Origin of the sequence: Actinomadura meridiana (assembly GCF_039537545.1) — a bacterium.
Classification (GTDB): domain Bacteria; phylum Actinomycetota; class Actinomycetes; order Streptosporangiales; family Streptosporangiaceae; genus Spirillospora; species Spirillospora meridiana.
Map to the genome: position 1 here is coordinate 434,663 of NZ_BAABAS010000003.1, position 21,080 is coordinate 455,742.

General features: G+C 71.4%; 17 protein-coding genes. 6 read left to right on the top strand and 11 right to left on the bottom strand.

Annotated features, from left to right (window positions below; genetic code table 11):
• Window positions 1-6: 6 nt before the first annotated feature.
• Together ABD808_RS03490 and ABD808_RS03495 are read right to left on the bottom strand one after the other, a co-directional pair.
• A complete protein-coding gene (locus ABD808_RS03490; protein WP_344889469.1) occupies window positions 7-3,045 on the bottom strand; it encodes an ATP-binding protein in 3,039 nt (1,012 codons plus the stop codon).
• Between the two features lie 548 nt (window positions 3,046-3,593).
• On the bottom strand, window positions 3,594-4,487 hold the full coding sequence (locus ABD808_RS03495) for a DUF6745 domain-containing protein (protein ID WP_344889472.1): 894 nt from the start codon (window positions 4,485-4,487) through the stop codon (window positions 3,594-3,596).
• A gap of 282 nt (window positions 4,488-4,769) precedes the next feature.
• Between ABD808_RS03495 and ABD808_RS03500 the strand changes: the two genes are divergently transcribed.
• Window positions 4,770-6,431: an alkaline phosphatase D family protein gene (locus tag ABD808_RS03500; RefSeq protein ID WP_344889474.1), complete on the top strand. Its 1,662-nt coding sequence runs from the start codon at window positions 4,770-4,772 to the stop codon at window positions 6,429-6,431.
• A 99-nt stretch (window positions 6,432-6,530) separates the two neighbouring features.
• Entirely contained in the window at window positions 6,531-7,328 is a 798-nt protein-coding gene (locus ABD808_RS03505; RefSeq protein WP_344889477.1) for an SAM-dependent methyltransferase, read from the top strand.
• A gap of 65 nt (window positions 7,329-7,393) precedes the next feature.
• Here ABD808_RS03505 and ABD808_RS03510 read toward each other — a convergent pair whose 3' ends face one another.
• Complete coding sequence (locus tag ABD808_RS03510; protein ID WP_344889480.1) at window positions 7,394-7,972, bottom strand: DUF4360 domain-containing protein; 579 nt, start codon at window positions 7,970-7,972, stop codon at window positions 7,394-7,396.
• A gap of 98 nt (window positions 7,973-8,070) precedes the next feature.
• A complete protein-coding gene (locus tag ABD808_RS03515; RefSeq protein WP_344889482.1) occupies window positions 8,071-8,724 on the bottom strand; it encodes a DUF4360 domain-containing protein in 654 nt (217 codons plus the stop codon).
• 575 nt (window positions 8,725-9,299) lie between these two features.
• On the opposite strand from ABD808_RS03515, the gene ABD808_RS03520 reads away from it, so the two are divergent.
• Entirely contained in the window at window positions 9,300-11,093 is a 1,794-nt protein-coding gene (locus ABD808_RS03520) for a serine/threonine-protein kinase (protein ID WP_344889485.1), read from the top strand.
• 27 nt (window positions 11,094-11,120) lie between these two features.
• On the opposite strand, the gene ABD808_RS03525 is transcribed toward ABD808_RS03520, so the two are convergent.
• The 3 genes from ABD808_RS03525 to ABD808_RS03535 form a co-directional block, all read right to left on the bottom strand.
• A complete protein-coding gene (locus tag ABD808_RS03525) occupies window positions 11,121-11,945 on the bottom strand; it encodes an FHA domain-containing protein (protein ID WP_344889488.1) in 825 nt (274 codons plus the stop codon).
• 102 nt (window positions 11,946-12,047) lie between these two features.
• A complete protein-coding gene (locus ABD808_RS03530; RefSeq protein ID WP_344889491.1) occupies window positions 12,048-13,496 on the bottom strand; it encodes a serine/threonine-protein kinase in 1,449 nt (482 codons plus the stop codon).
• Complete coding sequence (locus tag ABD808_RS03535; RefSeq protein ID WP_344889495.1) at window positions 13,483-15,783, bottom strand: protein kinase domain-containing protein; 2,301 nt, start codon at window positions 15,781-15,783, stop codon at window positions 13,483-13,485. The genes ABD808_RS03530 and ABD808_RS03535 overlap by 14 nt, the downstream gene beginning before the upstream one ends.
• Before the next feature lie 117 nt (window positions 15,784-15,900).
• Between ABD808_RS03535 and ABD808_RS03540 the strand changes: the two genes are divergently transcribed.
• Together ABD808_RS03540 and ABD808_RS03545 are read left to right on the top strand one after the other, a co-directional pair.
• On the top strand, window positions 15,901-16,851 hold the full coding sequence (locus tag ABD808_RS03540) for a YchJ family metal-binding protein (RefSeq protein WP_344889498.1): 951 nt from the start codon (window positions 15,901-15,903) through the stop codon (window positions 16,849-16,851).
• A gap of 98 nt (window positions 16,852-16,949) precedes the next feature.
• Window positions 16,950-17,303 carry a DoxX family protein gene (locus ABD808_RS03545; RefSeq protein ID WP_344889501.1) on the top strand — a complete coding sequence of 118 codons (354 nt, stop codon included), beginning with the start codon at window positions 16,950-16,952 and terminating at the stop codon, window positions 17,301-17,303.
• Here the strand turns inward: ABD808_RS03545 and ABD808_RS03550 are convergent.
• The 4 genes from ABD808_RS03550 to ABD808_RS03565 form a co-directional block, all read right to left on the bottom strand.
• Entirely contained in the window at window positions 17,300-17,707 is a 408-nt protein-coding gene (locus ABD808_RS03550; RefSeq protein ID WP_344889504.1) for a cupin domain-containing protein, read from the bottom strand. The genes ABD808_RS03545 and ABD808_RS03550 overlap by 4 nt on opposite strands.
• On the bottom strand, window positions 17,708-18,529 hold the full coding sequence (locus tag ABD808_RS03555) for a phosphoenolpyruvate hydrolase family protein (protein ID WP_425548880.1): 822 nt from the start codon (window positions 18,527-18,529) through the stop codon (window positions 17,708-17,710).
• On the bottom strand, window positions 18,526-19,740 hold the full coding sequence (locus tag ABD808_RS03560; RefSeq protein ID WP_344889509.1) for a Tm-1-like ATP-binding domain-containing protein: 1,215 nt from the start codon (window positions 19,738-19,740) through the stop codon (window positions 18,526-18,528). Before ABD808_RS03560 ends, ABD808_RS03555 begins: the two co-directional genes overlap by 4 nt.
• Before the next feature lie 73 nt (window positions 19,741-19,813).
• A complete protein-coding gene (locus tag ABD808_RS03565; protein WP_344889511.1) occupies window positions 19,814-20,203 on the bottom strand; it encodes an ATP-binding protein in 390 nt (129 codons plus the stop codon).
• Between the two features lie 130 nt (window positions 20,204-20,333).
• Here ABD808_RS03565 and ABD808_RS03570 point away from each other — a divergent pair, with 130 nt between their 5' ends.
• A complete protein-coding gene (locus ABD808_RS03570; protein ID WP_344889514.1) occupies window positions 20,334-21,077 on the top strand; it encodes a GntR family transcriptional regulator in 744 nt (247 codons plus the stop codon).
• Window positions 21,078-21,080: the final 3 nt, after the last annotated feature.

Here is a 21,080-nt window from a genome sequence, read left to right on the forward strand (position 1 = left end):
CGAGGTTCAACCGAGGGCGGCGAGGCGGCGCAGCGCCTCGGCGTGCAGACCGAGCGCGCCGCACGCCCCGGTCACCTCGACCGCGCGGGACAGTTCCTCGCGCGCCCGGGCCGTCTCGCCCGCGTCGAGGTGACCGGTCGCCGCCCGCAGCCGGGCCCGTCCGCTCTCGACCCGCAGGCCGGTGGCCGCGAAGATCTCCGCCGCGTCCCGGGCGTGCAGGGCGGACGCCACCGGGGCCGTGTCGCGCAGGGCGTGCGCGCCCGCGAGCCGGACGAACCCGGCGTTGGCCGCGAACCGCCGGTGGGCGCACCGGTCCGCGCGCTCCGCCCACCGCAGCGCGGCGGCCCGGCGTCCCCGCTCCGCCTCCGCGTACGCCGCCAGTTCGCAGCACGCCAGCATGCTCGCCTGGTCCACCGGCAGGCGGTCGCCGCCGTGGACGCTCCCGACCGCCTCGATCCCCCGCTCCAGCAGGCCCGCGTGGATCAGCGCGGTCGCGCGGGCATAGCGCGCCTGCATCGCCCACCACTCGACGCTGTCCCCGGCTTCGGCCATCGCCCGTCCGGCATGGCGCAGGGCGGCGTCGTGCGCACCGGCGGCCGACGTCAGCAGGCTCTGCTGCGCCAGCGCGATGACGCGCAGCTGGCGGGACCCGGCGCCGTCGGCCAGCCGCGTCGCCTCCTCGGCGACGACCGCGCCTTCCGGCAGGCGCCCGAGGATCGTGTACGCGCGCGTCATCGCCGCGAGCATCACCGTCTCCGCCAGGGTCTGGCCGGTGTCGCGGGCGATGGACAGGCACAGGTCCAGGTGGCGTTGCGCGCCGTCGAAGCGGCCCGTGAACAGTTCGGTCCAGATGAGCCAGCTGAGGGACTTGAGCGGCAGACGCTCGCGCTCGCAGGCGGCGACCGCCTCGGCCAGGAGCCGGTCGGCGGCGTCGATGTGGCGTACCGCGTCGTCGAGGCGGCGGGCGGCGAACGCGGCCATCGGACGGATCGAGGCGACGTCGAGCCGGAGCCGTGTGTCCCAGGACGGGGCGTTCTCCGGCAGCGTGCGCAGGATCGCCTGCGCCGCCTTCGGCTCGCCGCGGAACAGTTCGTCCGCCACCAGGCGCAGCTGGCACGGCACGTTCGCGTCGGCCTGCCGGTCGCCGCTGTGTCGCAGGGCGGCCAGCAGCATGTGGCGGCCCTCGTCCGGACGGCCGAGCAGCCGCTCGCTCATCGCGAGAACGAACAGCGCCTGCGCCCGCCGCACCCGGTCGTCGGCGGGCAGCGCCAGCAGCGCCGAGCGGGCGGCGTCGCGGCCGTCGGTGAGGCGGCCCACCGACATCTGGAGTTCGGCCAGCCGCAGCAGCAGGGTCGGGCGGGGGCCGGTGTCGGCGCGCCGCGACTCCATCAGCTCCAGCGCCCGGCACAGCAGGTGGGCGGCGCTCGCGGGCGCGTTCTCGGCGATGACGCCGCTCGCCTCGGTCAGCGTCGCGATGGCCGCCTTGTCGCCGAACCGTCCCGAGCGCGCCACATGGTGGGCGCGGGCCGTGACGGGCGCGCCGACGCGCTCCAGGTGCGCGGCGATCCTCCCGTGTGCCGACAGCCGCCAGGCGGGCGCCGCCCGGTGGTACACGACGCTGCGGACGACAGGATGGCGGAACCGGAACCGCCCTCCGGAACCGGCCGGACGGATGAGGTCGCGCGCCGCCAGCTCGTCCAGCGCGGCCACGACGGCGCCCTCGTCCAGCGCGGCGGCGACGGCCACCAACGTCACGTCGAACTCGTCGGCGACGATCGCGGCGGCGCGGGCGACGAGCGCGGCGTCCGGCGACATGCCGTCCAGCTCCAGTTCGAGCGCGGCCGTCACCGCGCGCGGCAGGCCGGTGGGCTCCAGGACCGTCTCGACCCGGGACGCGACAGGGGCGGCGTCGCCCATCCGGGCGAGGGCCTCCAGGTAGAGCGGGACGCCGCCGCTCGCCTCGTGCAGCCTGCGGTGCTGCTCGCGGCCGACCTTCGGGCCGAGGAAGTCCCGCGACTCCGCCGCCGTGAACGGCCGGACGGCCACGACCCGGCCCGCGCCGAGCCGCTCGCCGACGAGCGCCGCGAGACCCGCCGACACCTGGACCGGACGGTAGGCGACCGCGATCAGCACCGGGCCGCGCGGCGGACGGCGCAGCAGATGGGCGAGCAGCTCCGACGAGTCGTTGTCGGCCCAGTGCACGTCGTCCAGCAGCAGCACCAGACCGGACGGCCCGGACAACTCCTCCAGCAGGCGGCGGATCGCCCGGTACACGCGGAACCGCGCGGACGCGCCCAGGTCGACCTCGGCGAGCGCGTCGTCCCCGATCGCGTCCGACAGCGACGGGAACAGCGTCGCGAGGAGGCGCAGCGACGCCGCGCCGAGACGGTTCCGCACCCACGCCTGCCGCCCTTCGAGGCGGTCGTCGAGCGCGTCGACCATCGCGGCGAGCGGCAGCTCCTGCTCGAACTCGCCGACCCGTCCGCGCAGGACCGTCGCGTTCCGGCGCGCGGCCATCGCGGCCAGCTCGTCCAGCAGCCGGGTCTTGCCGACGCCGGGGTCGCCGACGAGCGCGAGGCAGCGGGACGTCCGGGTGACGGCCAGTTCGTCGAGGACGGCGGCGAATCCGCGCAGCGCCTCGGTTCTGCCGACGAGGGGGCGGGCGGCGGGTCCCCGGCCGTTGAGCGCGGTGGGCGGCCTGTCCCGGACGCCGGGCGACCGCGCCGACTCCTCCAGGCGCCACCATTCCGCGAGCCAGCGGTCGACCACGCCGTCGATGGCGTCCGGCCGGACGTTGCGGGCCCGCAGGCAGGCGGCGACGAAGGCCTCGACCAATTCCATCTTGGGCAGCTGCGGAAGGCGCTTGCCATTCAGCACCTCCGACAGGGTGCTGCGCGGTAATTGGTCGACGACATGTCCGCCGTGGACGGTGGTTCTCGACAGCGTCGCCAGCCGTCGCAGCGACGGACGACCGGCCCAGATTCGCAGCCGGCCCAGCCGCTCGACGTACGCCGCGGCGTCTTCGGCGCCAACGGCGGACGGCATTTCGGCAAAGTCCACTGACTGACCCGCTCACGTGATCCGGGGGGTGGTCATCGCTTTCCGCAATGCCGATGGCTGACCTGTTCGAATCATGATCGTAAGACGTTCACAGTTGCCCAACAACCCGTTTGATGATTCCCGCGGACCGCCGCTCCGGCCCTTTCGGGCGGACCGGCCGGGCCGCCGGACGCCCGGCCCGGCCACGTCCGAGCATGTCCGGGTCTGTCTGGACCTGTCCGAAACCCTGTCGGTGGGGACCGCGACTGCCCTATTGCTGGGAGCCATCGATCAGATCACGGGCACCGGCGCCGCATCCGCTGGGAGGCGTGGTCCGGGGAACCGGCAGGTCACCCGGAGACGGCGCGCCGGTGTCCTCGTGATCGTCGAGTACTCCGGCCGGTCCCCACGGCCGGGGCACGTCTCCGGGGCATGGCGCGTCTCCGGGGGCGTGGCACCCAGGTCCGCGTGCGGGGTCGGCCTCGAGCCCCGCACGCGGCGGGTCGGGGGCCGGTCGGGACGGGGCCCTCGTCTCGTCCCGACCGACCAGGGGGTCATGCCGCGGCGGCGTCCATGAGGGCACCCGTCGCCGGGCTCCAGCCGTCCCGGTAGCGGACGCCGTCCGGCCGCAGCCGGACCTCGTCGTGCCAGGACCCCGGGACCGCCTCGGTGCGGACGAGCTCGGGCCGTTCCACCACGACGCACACGTCGTCGCCCGGCCACCACCATCCGCACGAGCGCGCCAGGGCGGCCCAGTGGCCGAGGTGCTCGAACTCCGCCGGTCCGAACCGCGCCAGCCCGAGCCGGTGCAGGACGTCGTAGTAGGCGATCCACGCCGCGTCCTGCTGCCCGTACCAGCACACCGGCACGGGCCCGCCGCCGAGCGTTCTGAGCCCACTGAGGACGTGGGCGCGGAACCCGTGGGCGAGGCTCCGGTGCAGGCTGTCGTGGACGCCCTGACGCAGGACGACGCCCAACGGGACACCGGCGTTCAGCGCCTCCAGCGGCGGCAGCGGGGGCCAGTGCTCGCGGCTCTTGCCCTTGCGCTCCTTCGGCACTCCGGGGTCTGCGTGGACGCGCGCGTTGAGCGCGGCGCGCAGCCGGGACGCGGCCATCGCCACATCGCTGGCGCGTGGCGGCGGCCGGTGCGGATCGGGATCGCGGAGCCGCCCGGACAGCTCCTGGAGGGTGGGCCGTCCGGCGACGAGTGCCATCGCCCGGCCCGGGGAGTCGACCCAGACGAACCCGGGTCGTGGACGTCCGGCCTTCGCGTAGATCGCGATCAGGCTTCGTTCGGCCGTCAGACGGTCGGCCGGTCGTGTGGACAGTCCGTGGTCAAGCCACGTCCGGCGGATCCCGGTGGCGTCCCGCCACAGGTTCAGGGCTTTTCCGCCACGGATGTCGGCCGACGGATGAGCGGCGTCTTCGCGCCGCTGGAGCGCGGTCACCGCGCGAGGGCGTCGACGCCCTTTCGGTTGGAGATCATGTCCCGATGATGGACCGAGACCCGCCGTTCGCGCAACCCTTCACCGACGATAGAAGGCACAGAACGGCAATATGAATGGCGTCGCCTGCCATTCTTCTGAACGACGCCTATTGGCCTCCCGGCGCACATTGAGAGCAAGGCGATGACCGTTGTTCGCGTCGTCGTCGCCTCGGTGTCGACTTTTTCCACTGCCGCCGTTCACCGGTATCCGGACAGCCTCCTGTGTTGATCACAAGGAGGGCTTATGTCGGAGAATTTGGCTCGTCGTCGATTCCTGGCCTCGGGCGGGGCCGCGTCCGCGCTGGCCACCGGGCAGATCCTGATCGGACCGGCGCTGCTGGGTCAGGACGGCGCGCTCGCCGCCGTCCGCGCCCATGGCGGCGCTCCGCTCCCCCACGGGCTGTTCACCCTCGGTGTCGCGTCCGGAGACCCGCTGCCGGACGGTTTCGTGCTCTGGACGCGGCTCGCGCCCCGTCCCGCCGACGGCGGCGGCATGCCCGACCGGCGGGTGGCGGTGCGCTGGCAGGTCGCGGAAGACGAGCGGTTCCGGCACGTCCGCGCGCACGGCGTGGAGGTGGCGCTGCCCGAGCGCGGGCACGCGGTGCACGTCGAGGTCGGGGGCCTGCGGCCGGACCGCGAGTACTTCTACCGGTTCCGGGTCGGACGCGAGATCTCGCCGGTAGGACGCAGCCGGACGGCGCCGTCGCGCGGCGCGGTGAACAAGCGGCTGCGGTTCGCTTTCGCGAGTTGCCAGAACTGGCAGGACGGTTACTACACCGCTTACCGGCATCTTGCCGACGAGGACCTGGCGTTCGTCGCGTTCCTCGGTGACTACATCTACGAGTCCGTTCCGCGCACCGACACCGTCCGGTCCCACGAGGGTGCGGACGAGCCGTACACGCTGGTGCAGTACCGCAACCGGCACGCGCAGTACAAGACCGACGCCGACCTGCAAGCCGCCCACGCCGCGTTCCCCTGGATCGCGACCTGGGACGACCACGAGGTCGACAACAACTGGGCGGACGAGATCCCCCAGGACCCGGCCGACCAGTCCCACGACCGGTTCCTCGCCCGCCGGGCCGCCGCGTTCCGCGCCTACTACGAGCACATGCCGCTGCGGCGCGCCGCCCGTCCGCAGGGGATCGACATGCGGCTGCATCGCAGGCTCGGCTTCGGACGGCTCGCCACCGTCCACGTGCTGGACACCCGGCAGTACCGCTCCGACCAGCCCGACACCCTCGCCGAGGCGAACGACCCGTCCCGCACGATGACCGGTGCCGCGCAGGAGAAGTGGCTGGTCGACGGCATGTCCCATGCGGGCAGCCGCTGGAACCTGCTGGCCAACCAGGTGATGTGGGCGTCCAACGACCGCAAGGCGGGTCCGGAGCAGGTCTTCGACTTCGACAACTGGGACGGCTACCGCGCGCAGCGCCGCCGCATGCTGGAGTTCTTCGGTTCCGGACGCGCGGCGAACCCGGTCGTGCTCACCGGCGACCGGCACGCCACCTGGGTCTGCGACCTGCGGCCCGACTTCGACGACCCGAAGTCGCCGGTCGTCGGCGCGGAGATCACCGGGACGTCGATCACCTCGGGCGGCGACTCCGACCCCGTCGCGTTCCACCGCGCCTACGACCCGATCATGGCCGAGAGCCCGCACTGGAAGTACATCGGCAACCGGCGCGGCTACGTCGTCTGCGATGTCAGCCCGGCGCGGCTGCTCGCCTCGCTCCGCATCGTCGGCACGGTGTGGACGCCCGGCGACACCACGATCACGACCGCCGCGCGGTTCGAGGTCGAGGCGGGACGTCCCGGCGTCACGGTCGCCGACGAGCTGCCGCCCGCGGACGAGCGACGGTCTCTCGCGGCCGCGCCGCGCCATTACAAAGTCGACGACGACCAGTTCTGATCCTGTTCGACCGGGTTCGACCGGGTTCGGTGGCCGGGCTAGGCTGATCGTTCCGGGGGACGTCGAAACGCAACTCGTCAACGTGGGGTGGTCACGAGCATGAGCGAGCAGGAATTCGTCCCCCCGGGTGTGGACCCGACCCAGATCAGCCACGCCCGCGCCTACGACTACGTGCTGGGCGGCAAGGACAACTACGCCGTCGACCGGGAGGCCGCCGCCCAGGTCATCGCGCTCGCCCCGGACCTGCCGCTGCTCGGCAAGGCGCAGCGGCGGTTCCTGCTCCGGGTCACCCGGATGTGCGCCGAGGAGGGGATCGACCAGTTCCTTGACATCGGCACCGGCATCCCGACCGCGCCGAACGTGCACGAGACCGTCCGGGCCGTCAATCCCGACGCCCGGGTGGTCTACGTCGACTACGACCCGCTCGTGACCGTGCACAACACGGCCCTGCTGGCGGGCAGCGACGGCGTGATCTCCATCCAGGCCGACGTGCGCGAGCCGGACGCGCTGATGAGCCACCCCGAGCTCACCGAGCTGATCGACTTCGACCGTCCGATGCTGGTCCTGTTCGTTGGACTGTTCCACCTGGTGTCGGACGAGCACGACCCGACGGGGCTGATCGCGAGGTACCGCGACCGGCTGGCCCCGGGCAGCCACATGATGCTGTCGCAGTTCTGCGCCGACGGCAGCGACGCCGCCGCCAGGGCCAAGCTGGAGGAGATCTCGGTGAACTCGCCGTCCCCGATGTGCTTCCGGCCCCGGGCGGAGATCGCCCGCTTCTTCGACGGGTTCGAGCTGATGGAGCCCGGCGTGGTCGACGTCCAGGACTGGTGGCCCGACGAGCCTGCGCCGCTGACCAAGCTGAAGGTCGCCGCGGGAGTCGGCAAGAAGCTCTGACGCGCGCGAACGGGCCGCGCCCTTCTGGATGAAGGGCGCGGCCCGCTCAGTGCCGACTTACCGGATCAGTCGCACTTCTTCCAGGAGAAGTGGTAGATGGTCCGCATGTCTCCGTCGGTGGAGTCGAAGGTCATGAAGCTGGTCTCGTCAGAGCTGCCCTTGTTCACGCGCAGCTCGGTGTTGACGTTGAGGTTGCGGTCCTCGCCGCAGGGCTTCCACACCAGCGCGCCGACGTCGGTGCGGTCGGTGAACTGCCAGTTGTTGTCGTACTTGCCCTTGAGGTTGTGCGTGACAGGGGTCGTCTGCGACATGCCCTGGAAGTAGTAGCTCGCGCGTTCCATGCCGGTCGCGCCCTTGGCCAGGTAGGCGTAGCCGCGGTAGTCCGCGCTGGCGATCGCGTACGTGAAGCCCTGCGGGATGTGGATCCCCAGGTTGAGCTGGCAGTTCTTCCGCATGTCGGTGGGGTTGGAGTCGCCACCGGCCTGGGCCATGTACTGGCTGTACGTGACGGTGAACGCGGTGTTGTCGGGGGACGGAGCCACCGCGGCGGTTCCGGCGGGGCACCCGGAGCCGTTGACCGTCTGAACCTCGATCGTGATCCGATCGGGGGCCGACGCCGTGTTCGCCGAAGCCGTCTGGGCCATGCCCGCGGACAGTGCGAGAGCGGAGAGGCATGCTGCCGAAGCAGTCACTCCTTTACGCATGTGATTCTTCTCCTTCGGAGGGGGGGTTTACACGGGGGTTACGGGCACGTCTTCCACTTGAAGTGGTAGAGCGTCTTGATGGAGCCGTCCGTCGAGTCCATCGCGGCGAAGCTGACCTTCGTCTTGTCCGTGCCCGGGGACACGCGCAGCTCGGTGTTGACGTTGAAGTTCCGCTTCTCGCCGCACTTCTGGAACACCAGCTGGTCCACCGGCACCTCGTCGTCGACCTGCCAGTTGTCGTTGTAGGCGCCGGGTACTGTCTTCTCGATCGGCTTCCCGTTCGTGGAGCTGCCCTGGAAGTAGTAGCTCGCCTTGACGTTGGCGGTGGCGCCCTTCTCCAGGTAGGCAAAGCCTCGGTAGTTCACCTTCGCGATGGCGTAGGTGAAGCCCTGCGGAACGTGCACCTTCAGGTTGATCTGGCAGTTCTTCCGCATGTCGGTGGGCTTGGAGTCACCGCCCGCCTGCGCCATGTAGTCGCTGTAGGTGACTGTGAAGGCCTCCTTGTCGGGGGACAGAGCGACCGCGGCCGAGCCGATGGGGCAGCCCGAGCCGTTGATGGTCGCGATCTCGATCGTGACGCCGTCAGGTCCGCGGAGCAGGCGGTTCGTGGACGCGGCGGCCGGGGAGACGGACGCCGCGGTCACTGCCATCGCGGCGAAAGCCGCAGCGGAAATGGCGATCCCTTTACGCATGTGATTCCTCTTCGCTGGGAGTGGACGCTTTTCTTCGGCGACCGAAGAGGCGAGCACCGCCAATCCGGATTAAATCGGTGCTCGTCAATGGATGTTGATCCAGGATCTGAATGGAGCGTAACTTTCGCCCCCTAGGGTGTCAATCACCGGTTTTTAACTTTTCTTGACCTGGCATTCAATGGGTCTTGGGTCATACATCATCAAGCTTGATCATCTATTATCGAGCGTCAACACCATTCTTTTCACAAGGACCGTTCCAGAACCGCCGTCGACAATGGAAAAGGGCCGCTGATCTGGATATGGGGGCCGCCCCCGGCACCGGCGGGCCGGCACGCGTCGCGCGTTGTGGACGCGGACACGGGTGGCCGCATGCGGCGCCCACCCCCTCTTTCGCGACGCGGAGCGGCGGCGGAACAGTGCGGAGCAGTTGATGCGGAAACGCTGTGTGTCCGGGTTGTCACCCAGTAGGTTGGTCGCACGCGACACCGCGCGATGCTCGGAAATGCCGGTTAAGTCGTGCATGTCGTTGTGTTCGAACGGGCCCGACGAAACCGGGCTCGGCGAGAGGAGCCACGGTGCGGGTGGGAGCGCGGATCGCCGGACGCTACCGGCTCGTCGAGGGCCCCATTCGCGGCGGCACGGGCGAGGTGTGGCTGGCCGAGGACACCGAGCTCGGACGCCGGGTCGCGCTGAAACGGGCGAGGTTCGGCGACGACCGTCCCGGCGCGTTCGACCTGCTGCGGTCCGAGGCCCGCGCGCTGGCGAGGTTCAGTCACCCGCACGTGGTCACGCTGTACGACGTCGTCCCGGTCAAGATCCACCGGCGGACGACGCCGTGGCTCGTCCTGGAGTACGTGACCGGCGGCAGCCTCGAAACCCGTCCGGCGATGCCCCCGCGCGTCGCGGCCCGCATCGGCGCGCAGATCGCCGAGGCCCTCGCCGCGCTGCACGCCGAGGGGATCGTGCACTGCGACGTCAAACCGGCCAACATCGTCGTCACCGGAAAGGGAACGGCGAAGCTCACCGACTTCGGCGCCGCCTACCGGTTCGGCGGCAAGGAGACGATCTCGCGGAACGGCTCCATCAGCCACACCCCCGCCTACGCGCCGCCGGAGGTCGTGAACGGGCGTCCCGAACCGGCGTCCGATGTGTACAGCCTCGGCATGACCGTCTACTCGCTCGCGACGGGCGGGCCGCCCGGCGACCTGTCCGCCGACGTCGGCCCGCTGACGGAGGTCGTCGCGGCGCTGGTCAGGCCCGACCCGAAGGACCGGCCGGACGTCGCCGAGGCGCTCCGGATGCTGGACGAGGCGGCCGGGGCGACGCGCGCGGACGCGATCGTCCTGCACGCCCCGACCGACGACGACCCGCCCCGCCCCGAACAGGAACCGGCCTCCGGGTGGCGCCGCCCGGCGGGGTTTGTCCGGCGGCATCCGTGGCCGATCGCGGTGACCACGCTGGTCGTCGCGGCACTGGTCGCCGCCGCGTTCATCCCCGGCGACGGCGCCGAACCGGCGCCCGCGCAACCGAAACCCGTGTCGCGGATCGGCGACCCGCGCACCGCCGACCCGTGCGCCCTGACCAACGCCGCCGCGCTCGGCAAGTTCGGCGAGGCCGAACTCGACAACGACTACGGCAACTTCGACCGGTGCGACGTGATCGTGACCTCGGGCGACGCCAGCGAGGTGGACGTCCATGTCGACCTCAACCCCGGTAAGCCCGAGCTGACCAGCCCCGCGCGGAGGATGGGCGACATCCAGGTCGTCGAGGACCCGGACGAGAAGGACGAATGCGGCCGACTCCTTCTCCTGCCGTCGGTCGACGCGGACATCTTCATCTCCATCGACGCGAAACAGAACGGGAAGGGGACCGCGCCACTGTGCGCGATGGCCGACACGGCCGTCTCGTCCGCGGCGGCGGTGCTGAACCACGGCCCGGTCCCGCGACGGCCGCCGCTGCCCGCGCGGTCACTCGCGCACCGGGACGCCTGCGGGCTGCTGCGTCCCGACGCGCTCGACGTCGTCCCGGGCATCGACGCCAGGAACCCGAGGGTCGACTACGGCGGCTGGGGCTGCGAGTGGGACAGCACCACCGAGGAGATCAACCTCCATCTGCGCTTCGACCGTGGCCAGCCGCTGTCCGCCGAGGACGGGAGCCCGACCGTGCTGCGCGGCCATCGCGCCTTCGTCGAGCCGGACGCGGAGGGCAACGGGACGTGCCTGGTCCGCGTCGTCCACCGCACGTACTCCGACCAGAACGGCGACAAGGCGATCGAGATGCTGTACCTCGTCCTGGAGGGCGACTCACCCACACAACGGCTGTGCACAATGGCCACCACCCTGGCAGGCTCCGCCGCCGCCCAACTCTAGGCCCGCCCAACTCCAGCGGTTTTGGGGTTAGCCGCCGATGAGGGCGAGGTGTTCTGTGCGGAGTCGGGTGCGGACCAGTAGGGCGTCGATCAGGTTGTGGTTGAGGGCGTTGCCGATGGGCGGCGGGATCTCTTCCTCGCGCAGGCCGCTCACGTAGGGGCTGAGGCGGGTTCGGACGGTGGTGACGACGCGGGCGGCCGTCTTGGCGTTCCAGCGTTCGTCCGGACGGAGGCGGCCCATCTCCTCGGCGACCTGGGCCCAGGTGTGCGGCTGCGGCCACGGCTCCTGCCGCAGGTACCGCTGGGCGAGGCAGACCAGGACGAGCCGCTCCCGGTCGGTCAGGTCCCACGGGTCGGTGGGGTTCGGCCGCTCGACCTCGGCGCCGTAGGGGTCGACCGTCTCCAGTTCGGCGACGTCCAGCGGGCCCGGCGCCACGGGGCCCGCCGCGATCCGGACCTCGAGCAGGTGCTCGCGGCCGGACGCGACGATGAACAGCGGCGTGTAGGCGACGGGCAGTTCCGCGCGGTGCCCGCCGAGCACCAGCCGCGAACCGGGGAACCGGATGGCCAGCTTGCCGAGGTTGTACAGCACCCAGCGAGAGTGCTCGCGGGTGATCATTCCGTGCCGCCTGCTGACGCGGGTGTCGTCCGCGCCGACGCAGACGTGGACGTCCGGCAGGCACCGTCCGAACACGACGTTGAACCTGGCGTCGGGCGAGACCCGCATCCCGCCGTTCGTGCCCTTGACGAACAGCGTGCCGGGCTCGGCGGCGGGCAGTCCGGCGGAGAGAGTCACGATCTCCTCCGGAAGAATGTCGACCTTGCCCTGCGGCCTCCGCGTCACCGTCGTCATGCGGCCTGTCCTCTCTGCATGCGCACCCGCGCACAGCGTAACCCCGGCAGGCGGGAGGGGTCCCGCTGTCGGCGTGGTAGAGGCCGTGAAAGTGGCGCGTCCTCAGAAGGCGCCCTGGGCTCGCATCTGGGTGCCCGAGCTGCCCTGGCCGGACATGATGGTCATCCCGTCCACCTCGACGGTGTAGCTGCTTCCGCCCGCCGGGCAGGTGTAGGTCAGCTTCCAGCTGGTTCGCGGGGGCCAGTCCGGCATGGGGACTTTCTTGGTCCACGGCAGTTTCACATTTCTCACCACCGTGGGCTTCTCGTTCACCGTGTAGACCAGCGACGAGACCCTGCCGCTGCCCTTGAGGGAGAAGGTGATGGTGGCGCGGACCGCCGTGGGCCTCGGCGACGGCGAGGACGTGGCCGCCGCGGAGGCCGACGCGGTGGACGTCGCGGCGGCGGGCGGCCCGGTTTCCGCGTCCGAGTCGTCCGACACGAGCTGCCAGATGCCGATCGGGACGCCGATCACGGCGATGAGAGCCAGGACGGCCGACGCCCCGATCAGCGCGGCGTTGCGACGGCCGAGCCCGCTCATGCCCGGGTTCGTCGACGGCGGCGGTACGGGCGACGGCACCGGTGGGGGGACGGGCGCGGGCGGTTCGATCAGGGGGCGGGGCGTGGGCGGGTTCTCCGCGGCCGTCCGGCGCCGGGCGATCTCGGCGGCGATGGCGGGCGGGAGCGTCGCCCCTTCCGCTCGGCTTCCGGCCAGCCGTTCGGCCAGGTCTTCGGCGGTCGGACGGTTCGCCGGGTCGCGGTCCACGCATGACTCGATCAGTTCCCGGAGGTCGCCGTCGATCCCGTCCAGGTGGGGCGCATCGGACTGGACGCGGTGCAGCTTCAGGTCCCACGACCCGTCGCCGAACGGTTCCCGGCCGGTGGCGGCGAACGCCAGCGTCGACCCGAACGAGAAGATGTCGCTGGACGCGCCGAGCGTCTCCCCCGCCGCCTGTTCCGGCGACATGAATCCGGCGGAACCGGTCCGCGCCCCGGAGCGCGACACCGACGCCGCCTCGACCGCGCGGGCGATGCCGAAGTCGATGACGCGCGGGCCGTCAGCGGTCAGCAGCACGTTCGCGGGATTCAGGTCACGGTGCACGACGCCCGCGCCATGGATCGACACGAGCGCCTCCGCGACGCCCGCCGCCAGCTCCCACACCGCGTCGAGCGGCAGCGGGCCGGACGACGCGACGGCGTCCCGCACCGACATCGACGGCAGGAACTCGGTCACCAGCCACGGGACGTCCGCGCGCGGGTCGGCGTCGATGACCGCCGCCGTGAATCCGCCGCCGACCGTCCGGGCGACGGCGGCCTCCCGGGCGAACCGGTCCCGGAACTCGTCGTCGGCGGCGAACTCCGGATGCACCATCTTGATCGCCACGGCCCGTCCGGCGGCGGACCGGCCGAGGTAGACCACGCCCATCCCGCCGGATCCGATGCGGGCGAGGACGCGGTACCGGCGTCCTTCGGTCTCGATGGAGCGCGGGTCGTCCGGCTCAAGGGGTCGCACGTGGGCCTCCGTTCGGGGGTGGGCCTGAGCTGGGGCGTGCCGACGGCGGGGTGATGGCCCGGACCCGGCCGTCGGGGGTGGCGATGAAGACCAGCCCGCCCACGGTCGCGGGCGGGGTGCGGTTGGACTCGTCGGCGCCGTACGTCCACTGGATGCGGCCGTCGGCGGTATTCAGCGCGTAGAGGACGCCGTCGGTGCAGGCGACGTAGAGCGTCGGACCGGCGAGGCGCAGCGCCGTCGCCTGGCCGCGCGGGTCGTCCCGCAGTTGGGCGAGCAGTGCCCGCGACCACAGCTGCCTGCCGGTCGCGGCGTCCAGGGCCAGCACCTCGCCGTCGCGCGCCTCGACGTAGAGGCGGCCGCCGCCCGCGTCGCTGCTCCAGCCGCCGACGCCCCGCCGCTGCCACGCGGGCGCGCCGGTGTCGGCGCGGACGGCGTGCTGCGTGCCGAACCGGTCGGTGGCATAGGCCATGCCGTCGGCGATGAGCTGGTAGGCGGGATAGTCCATCGGATACTTCCAGCGGGTCTTCCCCGTCGTCGCGTCCAGGCCCATCAGGGCGGTCGACGCCGGGACCACGACCAGGTCGCCGACGGCGGCGATACCCTGGTTTCCGGACAGGTTCGACTCCCAGCGCGGCCGTCCGGTGGCCGGGTTCAGCGCCATGATCGCGCTGCTGCCGAACACCACGGCCGCGTCGACGACCGCGATGTTCGTGCTCGGGGTGCGGTCGCGGGGGTAGTTGGACGGGTCGTACGTCCAGAGCGTCTTGCCGGTCGCGGTCCGGACCGCGCTGACGCGCTGCGCCTCGTCGAGCGAGAGGTAGGTGACGCCTCGGTGCGACACGGCGTTGGAACCGCCGTCGCGCGTCCAGACGACCTTGCCGGTGCTGGCGCGCAGCACGCGGAGGATCTCGTTCCCGTCGTCGCCGTTCGCGAGGACGAGGCCGTCGTCGGCGGCGACGATCGACAGATAGCGTTTCGGCTTGCTCACGCGCCGCGCCCATCCCGACGTCCCCGTGGGCGGCGGGCCCTGCGGCGTCGGCGAGGTGCCGGAGCCTCGCGGCCCGGACTTCGCGCCGCCGCTCGGGCCCCGGCCGTCGTCGCCGGTCAGCCGCCACGCGAGCGCACCGAGCCCGCCGATCGTCAGCAGTCCCGCACCCGCGACGACGAGCGCCCGCCGTCCGACCCTCGGCTGCGGGGGCGCCACGCCGGGGCTGGCCCCGTCGGGATGCGTCACGCCGGGCCGCACCAGGCCGGAGGGCGACGTGTTCACGGCCGAGGGCGCGGTGTTCGGGACGCCGTCGTCCGTCTCCGAGGTGGACGCGGCGTTGACCGCTTGGCCTGGGTCGTCCGGGGGTGGGGCTTCCCGCAGGGGGGCGGCCTCGGCGGTGCGGAGGTCGATCTCCTCCGCGACGGGCGCCGGGAGCCAGCGGGTGCCGAGCAGGGACGCCGCCTCGTCGTCCGGCGGTCCGAGCCGTTCAAGGACGTTCGTCGCGGACGGCCGCCGCTCCGGATCGAGGGCCAGGCACGCGCCGAGCAGGTCGAGCAGCCAGGGTTCGGTGAGCGCGGCGAGGTCGGCCTGGCCGCGCAGGACGCGAAGGTCGCGTGACTCAAGCGTCCCGTCGCCGAACGGCTCCTTTCCGGTCGCGGCGTAGGCGAGCGTCGCGGCCAGCGCGAAGACGTCGGCCGCCGGTCCCGCCCGCTCGCCGCGGATCTGCTCGGGCGCCATGAACCCGGGGGTGCCGAGGGGCGCGCCCGCGCGGGTGATCGTCACCGCGTCCTCCGGCCGGGCGATACCGAAGTCGATGACGCGGGGGCCGCCCGCCGTCAGCATCACGTTGCCCGGTTTCAGGTCCCGGTGCACCACGCCCGCGCGGTGGATGTCGGCGAGCGCCTCCGCCAGGCCCGCCGCCAGCGGACGGACGGCGTCCGGCGGCAGCGGCCCGAACCGTCCGACGGCCTCGCGCAGCGACAGTCCCGGCAGGTAGGCGGTGACGAGCCACGGCGTCGGCGCGTCCGGGTCGGCGTCGAGCACCGGCGCGGTGAACACGCCCGTCACCCGGCGCGCGGCCGTCACCTCCCGGCGGAATCGGGCGGCGAACCGCGGCTGGCCCGCGAACCTGCGCTGGATCACTTTGACCGCGACGGGACGCCCACTCGGCGACCGGCCGAGATACACGACGCCCATGCCGCCCGCGCCGAGCCTGCCGAGCAGCCGGTACGGGCCGACCCGCTCGGGGTCGGCACGCTGGAGCGGTCGCATCGCCGTCGCCCTTCCGTCACCGATCACGTGCACGATAGTCGCGGAGAGTGCACCGGGACCGGTCCCGCCGTGATCAGAGTGCAATTGGGGCGTGACCGACCAATCCGGAAAGACCGCGGACGGGCCCCGGCGGAAGTCCGGCGCATGACCGGCACGCGACAGCCGTTGTGCGTGCACGCCTTCGACCCGTTCAGCGAGACCGACGGCCCGGGTGTCCGCGCGGTGCTGTGGCTCCAGGGCTGCACGCTGGGCTGCCCCGGCTGCTTCGCTCCGGAGACGCACAGCCGCTACGGCCGCGAGGTCACCGTGGACGAGATGTTCGCCTACATCGCCATGCTCGGCGGGCGCATCGAGGGCGTGACGATCAGCGGCGGCGAGCCGTTGCAGCAGTTCCGTCCACTGCTGCGGCTGCTGTCGCGCATCAGGGAGGAGACGCCGCTGTCGGTTCTCGTGCTGACCGGATACAGCTGGGACGAGATCGTCCGGATGCCGGGCGCGGCGGCGCTACGGGAGCGCGTCGACGTGCTGTTCGCCGGACGGTACGAGCGTGACCTGCGGCTCGGGTCGGGGCCGCGCGGCTCGTCCAACAAGACCCTGCACCTGTTCAGCGACAGGTACACAGTTTCGGATCTCGGCGGGGCGTCCGCCCACCGTCCCGGGATCTCGCCCGTCGCCCCGGGTGCGGGCGGCGTGGGCCAGAATGCGGGGATGGCCAGGTGTCCTTGCGGAGTGGGTGACCGGTATCGGGACTGTTGCGGGCGGCTGCACCGCGGCGAGGCGAGCGCCGCGACGGCCGCCGAACTGATGCGGTCGCGGTTCAGCGCGTTCACCCGGGAGGACGAGGCGTACCTGCTGACCACCTGGCATCCGGCGACGCGCCCGGACCGGGTCGGGTTCGAGGACGGCCCCCGGTGGACGCGGCTGGAGATCGTCCGGACGGAGGACGGCGGCCCCGACGACGACCGGGGCGTCGTCGAGTTCCGCGCCCACTACCTGGACGGATCGGCGCCCGGCGAGCTGCACGAGGTCAGCCGTTTCGTGCGCCATGACGGCGCGTGGGTGTACGTCCGGGGAAAGGTGATCGCCGGAGACTGACGCTCGATGCCGTGGCCGGTCACCTTTGGTGCCGCCCGCACGTCTGCCGTGCGGGTCCGGGGCCCGGGGCCCCTTCGCATCGAGGAAATGGTCACCACATGTTCACCGCATACGTCGTCGTCACCATCGTGACGATCGTCGCCAATCTCGCGATCGTCGTCGCCGACCTGTCGCGGGCGGACTTCGTCCTCGCCAACGGGGCCGAGGTCGGCGTGCCGCGATCGTCGCTGCCCGCGCTGGCCGCGCTCAAGGGCGCCGGGGCGGCGGGCCTCATCCTCGGCCTGCTGGGTCTCGACCTGATCGGCATCGCCGCGGCGACCGGCCTTGTGGCGTTCTTCGTCGGCGCGGTCGCCGTTCACGTGCGGGCCCGCGTGCTGTACAACATCGCGTTCCCGGGCGCCTATCTGGCGCTTGCCGCCGCGTCGTTGACGCTCGCCATTTCGGTCGCCTAAGCCTGCCGCCATTCCGGAACGGCTCCGGGCTCGTGGAGACAGAAATCCGGAGCGGCCTCCAGGGCTTTCTCCTCGCCGCCCGGCGTGTAGGTGACGATCAGCCGCAGCGGGCGCCAGGTCGTGTTGTCCGTGGAATGCCAGACGCCTTTCGGGATGTGCACGGTGTCGCCTTCGCGGATCGGGAACGGCTCGCCGTCGTCCACCATCTGCACGGCCTCGCCGGAGATCACATAGATGATCTCCTCGGCGTTCGGATGGTTGTGCCGGGCGTGCCCCTTGCCGGGATTGACGATCACCTCGCCGAGCGTGCTGCTCGCGCCCCGCACGGTCGACGGGGTCACGAACCATTTGATGGAGCCCCAGTCGAAGGCCATCGTCGTCACGTCACCGGGATTCACCAGCATTCAGATCTCCAGATTCTTGAACGCGGCCACCTGCCGTGTGATGGCCAGTTCGGTCGGCAACCGCTCCACGGACGAGGCGCCGAAGAAACCCACGACACCGTTCGCGCGAGAAAGGACATAGGCGGCGTCATCCGGCTCCGCGATGGGCCCGCCGTGGCACAGCACGAGCACGTCGGGACGGACGGCGAACGCGGCGTCCCGCATCGCCTGCACCCGCTCGACGGCCTCGTCCAAGGTCAGGGCCGTGCCCGCGCCGATGCTGCCCTTGGTGGTGAGGCCGACATGCGGGACGAGAACGTCCGCCCCCGCCTCCGCCATCGCCCGCGCCTGGTCCTCATCGAAGACATAAGGGGCCGTGACGAGATCGCGTTCATGCGCGAGCCGCACCATTTCGATCTCCAGCTCGAACCCCATGCCGGTCTCTTCGAGGTTCTGTCGGAACACTCCGTCATAAAGCCCGACCGTCGGGAAGTTCTGCACACCCGAGAAACCCATCGCCTTGAGCTGGTCAAGAAAGACCGGCATCAACCGAAACGGGTCGGTGCCGCACACCCCGGCCAGAACAGGCGTGTCCCTGACCACCGGCAGCACCTCGGACGCCATTTCCACAACGATCTGATTGGCATCGCCATAGGGCAACAGCCCGGCAAGCGACCCGCGTCCCGCCATCCGATATCGACCGGAGTTGTAGATGATGATCAGGTCGACGCCCCCGGCCTCGGCGCACTTGGCCGACAATCCGGTGCCAGCCCCGGCCCCGACGATCGGCTTGCCATCCGCTGCGACGGCCCGCAGCCGCTCCAGCACGACTCGCCGGTTCACTCGGCACCCCCCGAGATCATCTGGTGCAGCCGATCGGCCATCGCATTCCCGAACGCCGGATCGTTGATGTTCACCTCAAGCCTTTCGGTCTCCACGGCGCCCTCCAATGCCGCGAAACACGCCTCGTCCGCCACCGGGTCATGGAACGGCATTCCGGGCGCGTCCAGTGCCGACACACCACCCACCGGCACGAACAACACGGTCGGCCCCTGCGCCGCGGCCAATTTCGCCGCGACCCGGCGTCCCAGCTCGGCCATTTCCTCGGGCGTCGTTCGCATCAACGTCACGGTCGGATTGTGGACGTACAGGTTCCGCCCCTGAAACCGCTCGGGAACGGTGTCGCGCGGCCCGAAATTGACCATGTCCAACGCCCCGGGCGCCACGACCTGCGGCACGCCACACCGCCCCGCCGCCGTCAACCGCTCAGGCCCGGCCGACAACACACCGCCCACCAGATCATCGGCAAGCTCGGTAGTCGTCAGATCGAGCACCCCGGCCACCAACCCACTTTCAACAAGCCCCTCAAGGGCGCGTCCACCGGCCCCGGTCGCGTGGAAGACGAGCACCTCGTAGCCCAGCTCGTCCAGCCGCCGCCGCGCCGCGTCCACCGCCGGTGTCGTGACCCCGAACATGGACGCCGCCACGAGCGGACGATCACCCACGGAAGGCTCGGACGCCGCGTACGACTTCGCCATCCCCACCGCGGCCGCCGCCGCGTTCCCCAGAATCAGCCGCGACACCCGGTTGATCCCCGCGATGTCGACGACGCTGTAGGTCATCGTGACGTCCTTCGCGCCCACGTACGGCGTCACGTCCCCGGACGCCATCGTGGACACGATCACCTTCGGCAGCCCGATCGGCAGGTCCCGCACGGCCCGCGCCGCGATCGACGACCCGCCGCTCCCACCCACGGCGAGCACGGCGTCCACCCGCTCCAACTCCGCGAGCACGACCGCCGCCCCCTCCCCCATCACCGTGACGGCGGCGCCCCGATCCCGCGCGTCCCGAAGCGCCTCGACCGAAGCCCCCACGGCCCGCGCGACCTCCTCAGCCGAAACATCGGCCCCCACCTCACCGGCCCCCACCTCACCGGGCCCGACCCCCACGTCAACGAGAACGGTGTCGCACCCCAGATCCCGCACCCGCTCCCGAAGCCACACATACTCCGCGCCCTTGGTATCGAGCGTCCCCACCAACACAACAGTCGCCATCGACCCCTCCCACCCCAAACCGATTCCCCACCCACACCCCCAGCAACCCCCTCGCCAGCACCCGCGACGCCGTCTAGGACTCGGCGTCCCAGATGAACTCGGCCCACAGGCGCTGGCCGGACGCGGTGACATCGTGGCCGAGCTTGTCCGCCACCTGCTCGACGAGGAAGAGGCCGCGCCCGTACTCCGCGACGGCGTCCAGCGCCGCGTCCGGCCACGTCCATGTGCCGGTCCCGGCGTCCGTCACGGCGACGCGCGACCAGCCCGGCAGCAAGGACACGTTGATTGAGAACTCACCGCCCGTACCGCCGCTCGGGGTGTAGCGCAGGGAGTTCGCCACGAGTTCCGAGGCCACGAGTTCGGCGTCGAAGACCCGTGGCGAGTCTTCGAGAAGCCCGCGAACGAACGCGCGGACCGCGGGCACCATGGACGGAAGACCCGGGTAGGTCTGGGACCATTCCATGACCGGAGGACACCCCCAAGCGATCGAGTGATCACAATAAGTGAGCTGAGTACTCAGCTTGAGAGTTGAGTACTCAGCTTGTCAAGCTGGGGGCAAGGAATCGCATCCCGCATCGCTACCTGGAGTCAGCGTGAGCCAGCACGCATATCTGCGCATTGCCGACGATCTGCGCCAGCGGATCATCGAAGGCCGTCTGGCCCCGGGCGACCGGGTTCCTTCGCGCCACGAACTCGCACGCGAGCACGGTGTCTCGGATCGGGTGGCCGTTGAGGCCGTCCGGCTTCTGGTCGCCGAGGGCTATGTCGAGTCTCGTACGGGCAGCGGGACGTTCGTACGACGGCGTCCGGAGGTCAAGCGGCTCACGCGGAGTTGGTACCGCGCCCACGGGCGTGCCGACTCGCCGTTTCGCGCCGACATGGTGGCGCAGGGGCGCACGGGGACGTGGCGGTCCGCGTCGGATGCGGGTGAGGCGACACCGGGGGTGGCCGAGCGGCTCGGCATCGCCGAAGGCGATCCGGTCATGGTGACGCGGTACATCTTCCTCGCCGACGGGCAGCCCGTGATGTTGTCGACGTCGTGGGAGCCGCTGAAACTTACTCGTGGAACTCCGGTCATGCTGCCGGAGGAGGGGCCGTACGCGGGCGCCGGTGTCGTCACGCGGATGCGGGCGATCGGGCAGGAGGTGTCGCTGGCGAGTGAGGTCGTGTCGGCGCGAGCCGTCCTCGCGGACGAGGCCGGGCGGCTGGACGAGCCGATGGGGTCCATCGTCATGGTCGTCCAGCGCACCTACAGCGGAGAGCGGCCCGTCGAGACGGCCGACATCGTGGTGCCCGTGGACCGGTACGAGCTGGAGTACACCATCCAGGTCGAGTGAGGG

What these genes read in the sequence shown, in the direction of transcription:
- ABD808_RS03490 (WP_344889469.1), bottom strand. Translation starts at nt 3,045, where the DNA reads ATGCCGTCCGCCGTTGGCGCCGAAGACGCCGCGGCGTACGTCGAGCGG.
- ABD808_RS03525 (WP_344889488.1), bottom strand. Translation starts at nt 11,945, where the DNA reads ATGACGACGGTGACGCGGAGGCCGCAGGGCAAGGTCGACATTCTTCCG.
- ABD808_RS03510 (WP_344889480.1), bottom strand. Translation starts at nt 7,972, where the DNA reads ATGGCCCAGACGGCTTCGGCGAACACGGCGTCGGCCCCCGATCGGATC.
- ABD808_RS03560 (WP_344889509.1), bottom strand. Translation starts at nt 19,740, where the DNA reads ATGGCGACTGTTGTGTTGGTGGGGACGCTCGATACCAAGGGCGCGGAG.
- ABD808_RS03565 (WP_344889511.1), bottom strand. Translation starts at nt 20,203, where the DNA reads ATGGAATGGTCCCAGACCTACCCGGGTCTTCCGTCCATGGTGCCCGCG.
- ABD808_RS03540 (WP_344889498.1), top strand. Translation starts at nt 15,901, where the DNA reads ATGACCGGCACGCGACAGCCGTTGTGCGTGCACGCCTTCGACCCGTTC.
- ABD808_RS03515 (WP_344889482.1), bottom strand. Translation starts at nt 8,724, where the DNA reads ATGCGTAAAGGGATCGCCATTTCCGCTGCGGCTTTCGCCGCGATGGCA.
- ABD808_RS03505 (WP_344889477.1), top strand. Translation starts at nt 6,531, where the DNA reads ATGAGCGAGCAGGAATTCGTCCCCCCGGGTGTGGACCCGACCCAGATC.
- ABD808_RS03550 (WP_344889504.1), bottom strand. Translation starts at nt 17,707, where the DNA reads ATGCTGGTGAATCCCGGTGACGTGACGACGATGGCCTTCGACTGGGGC.
- ABD808_RS03500 (WP_344889474.1), top strand. Translation starts at nt 4,770, where the DNA reads ATGTCGGAGAATTTGGCTCGTCGTCGATTCCTGGCCTCGGGCGGGGCC.
- ABD808_RS03545 (WP_344889501.1), top strand. Translation starts at nt 16,950, where the DNA reads ATGTTCACCGCATACGTCGTCGTCACCATCGTGACGATCGTCGCCAAT.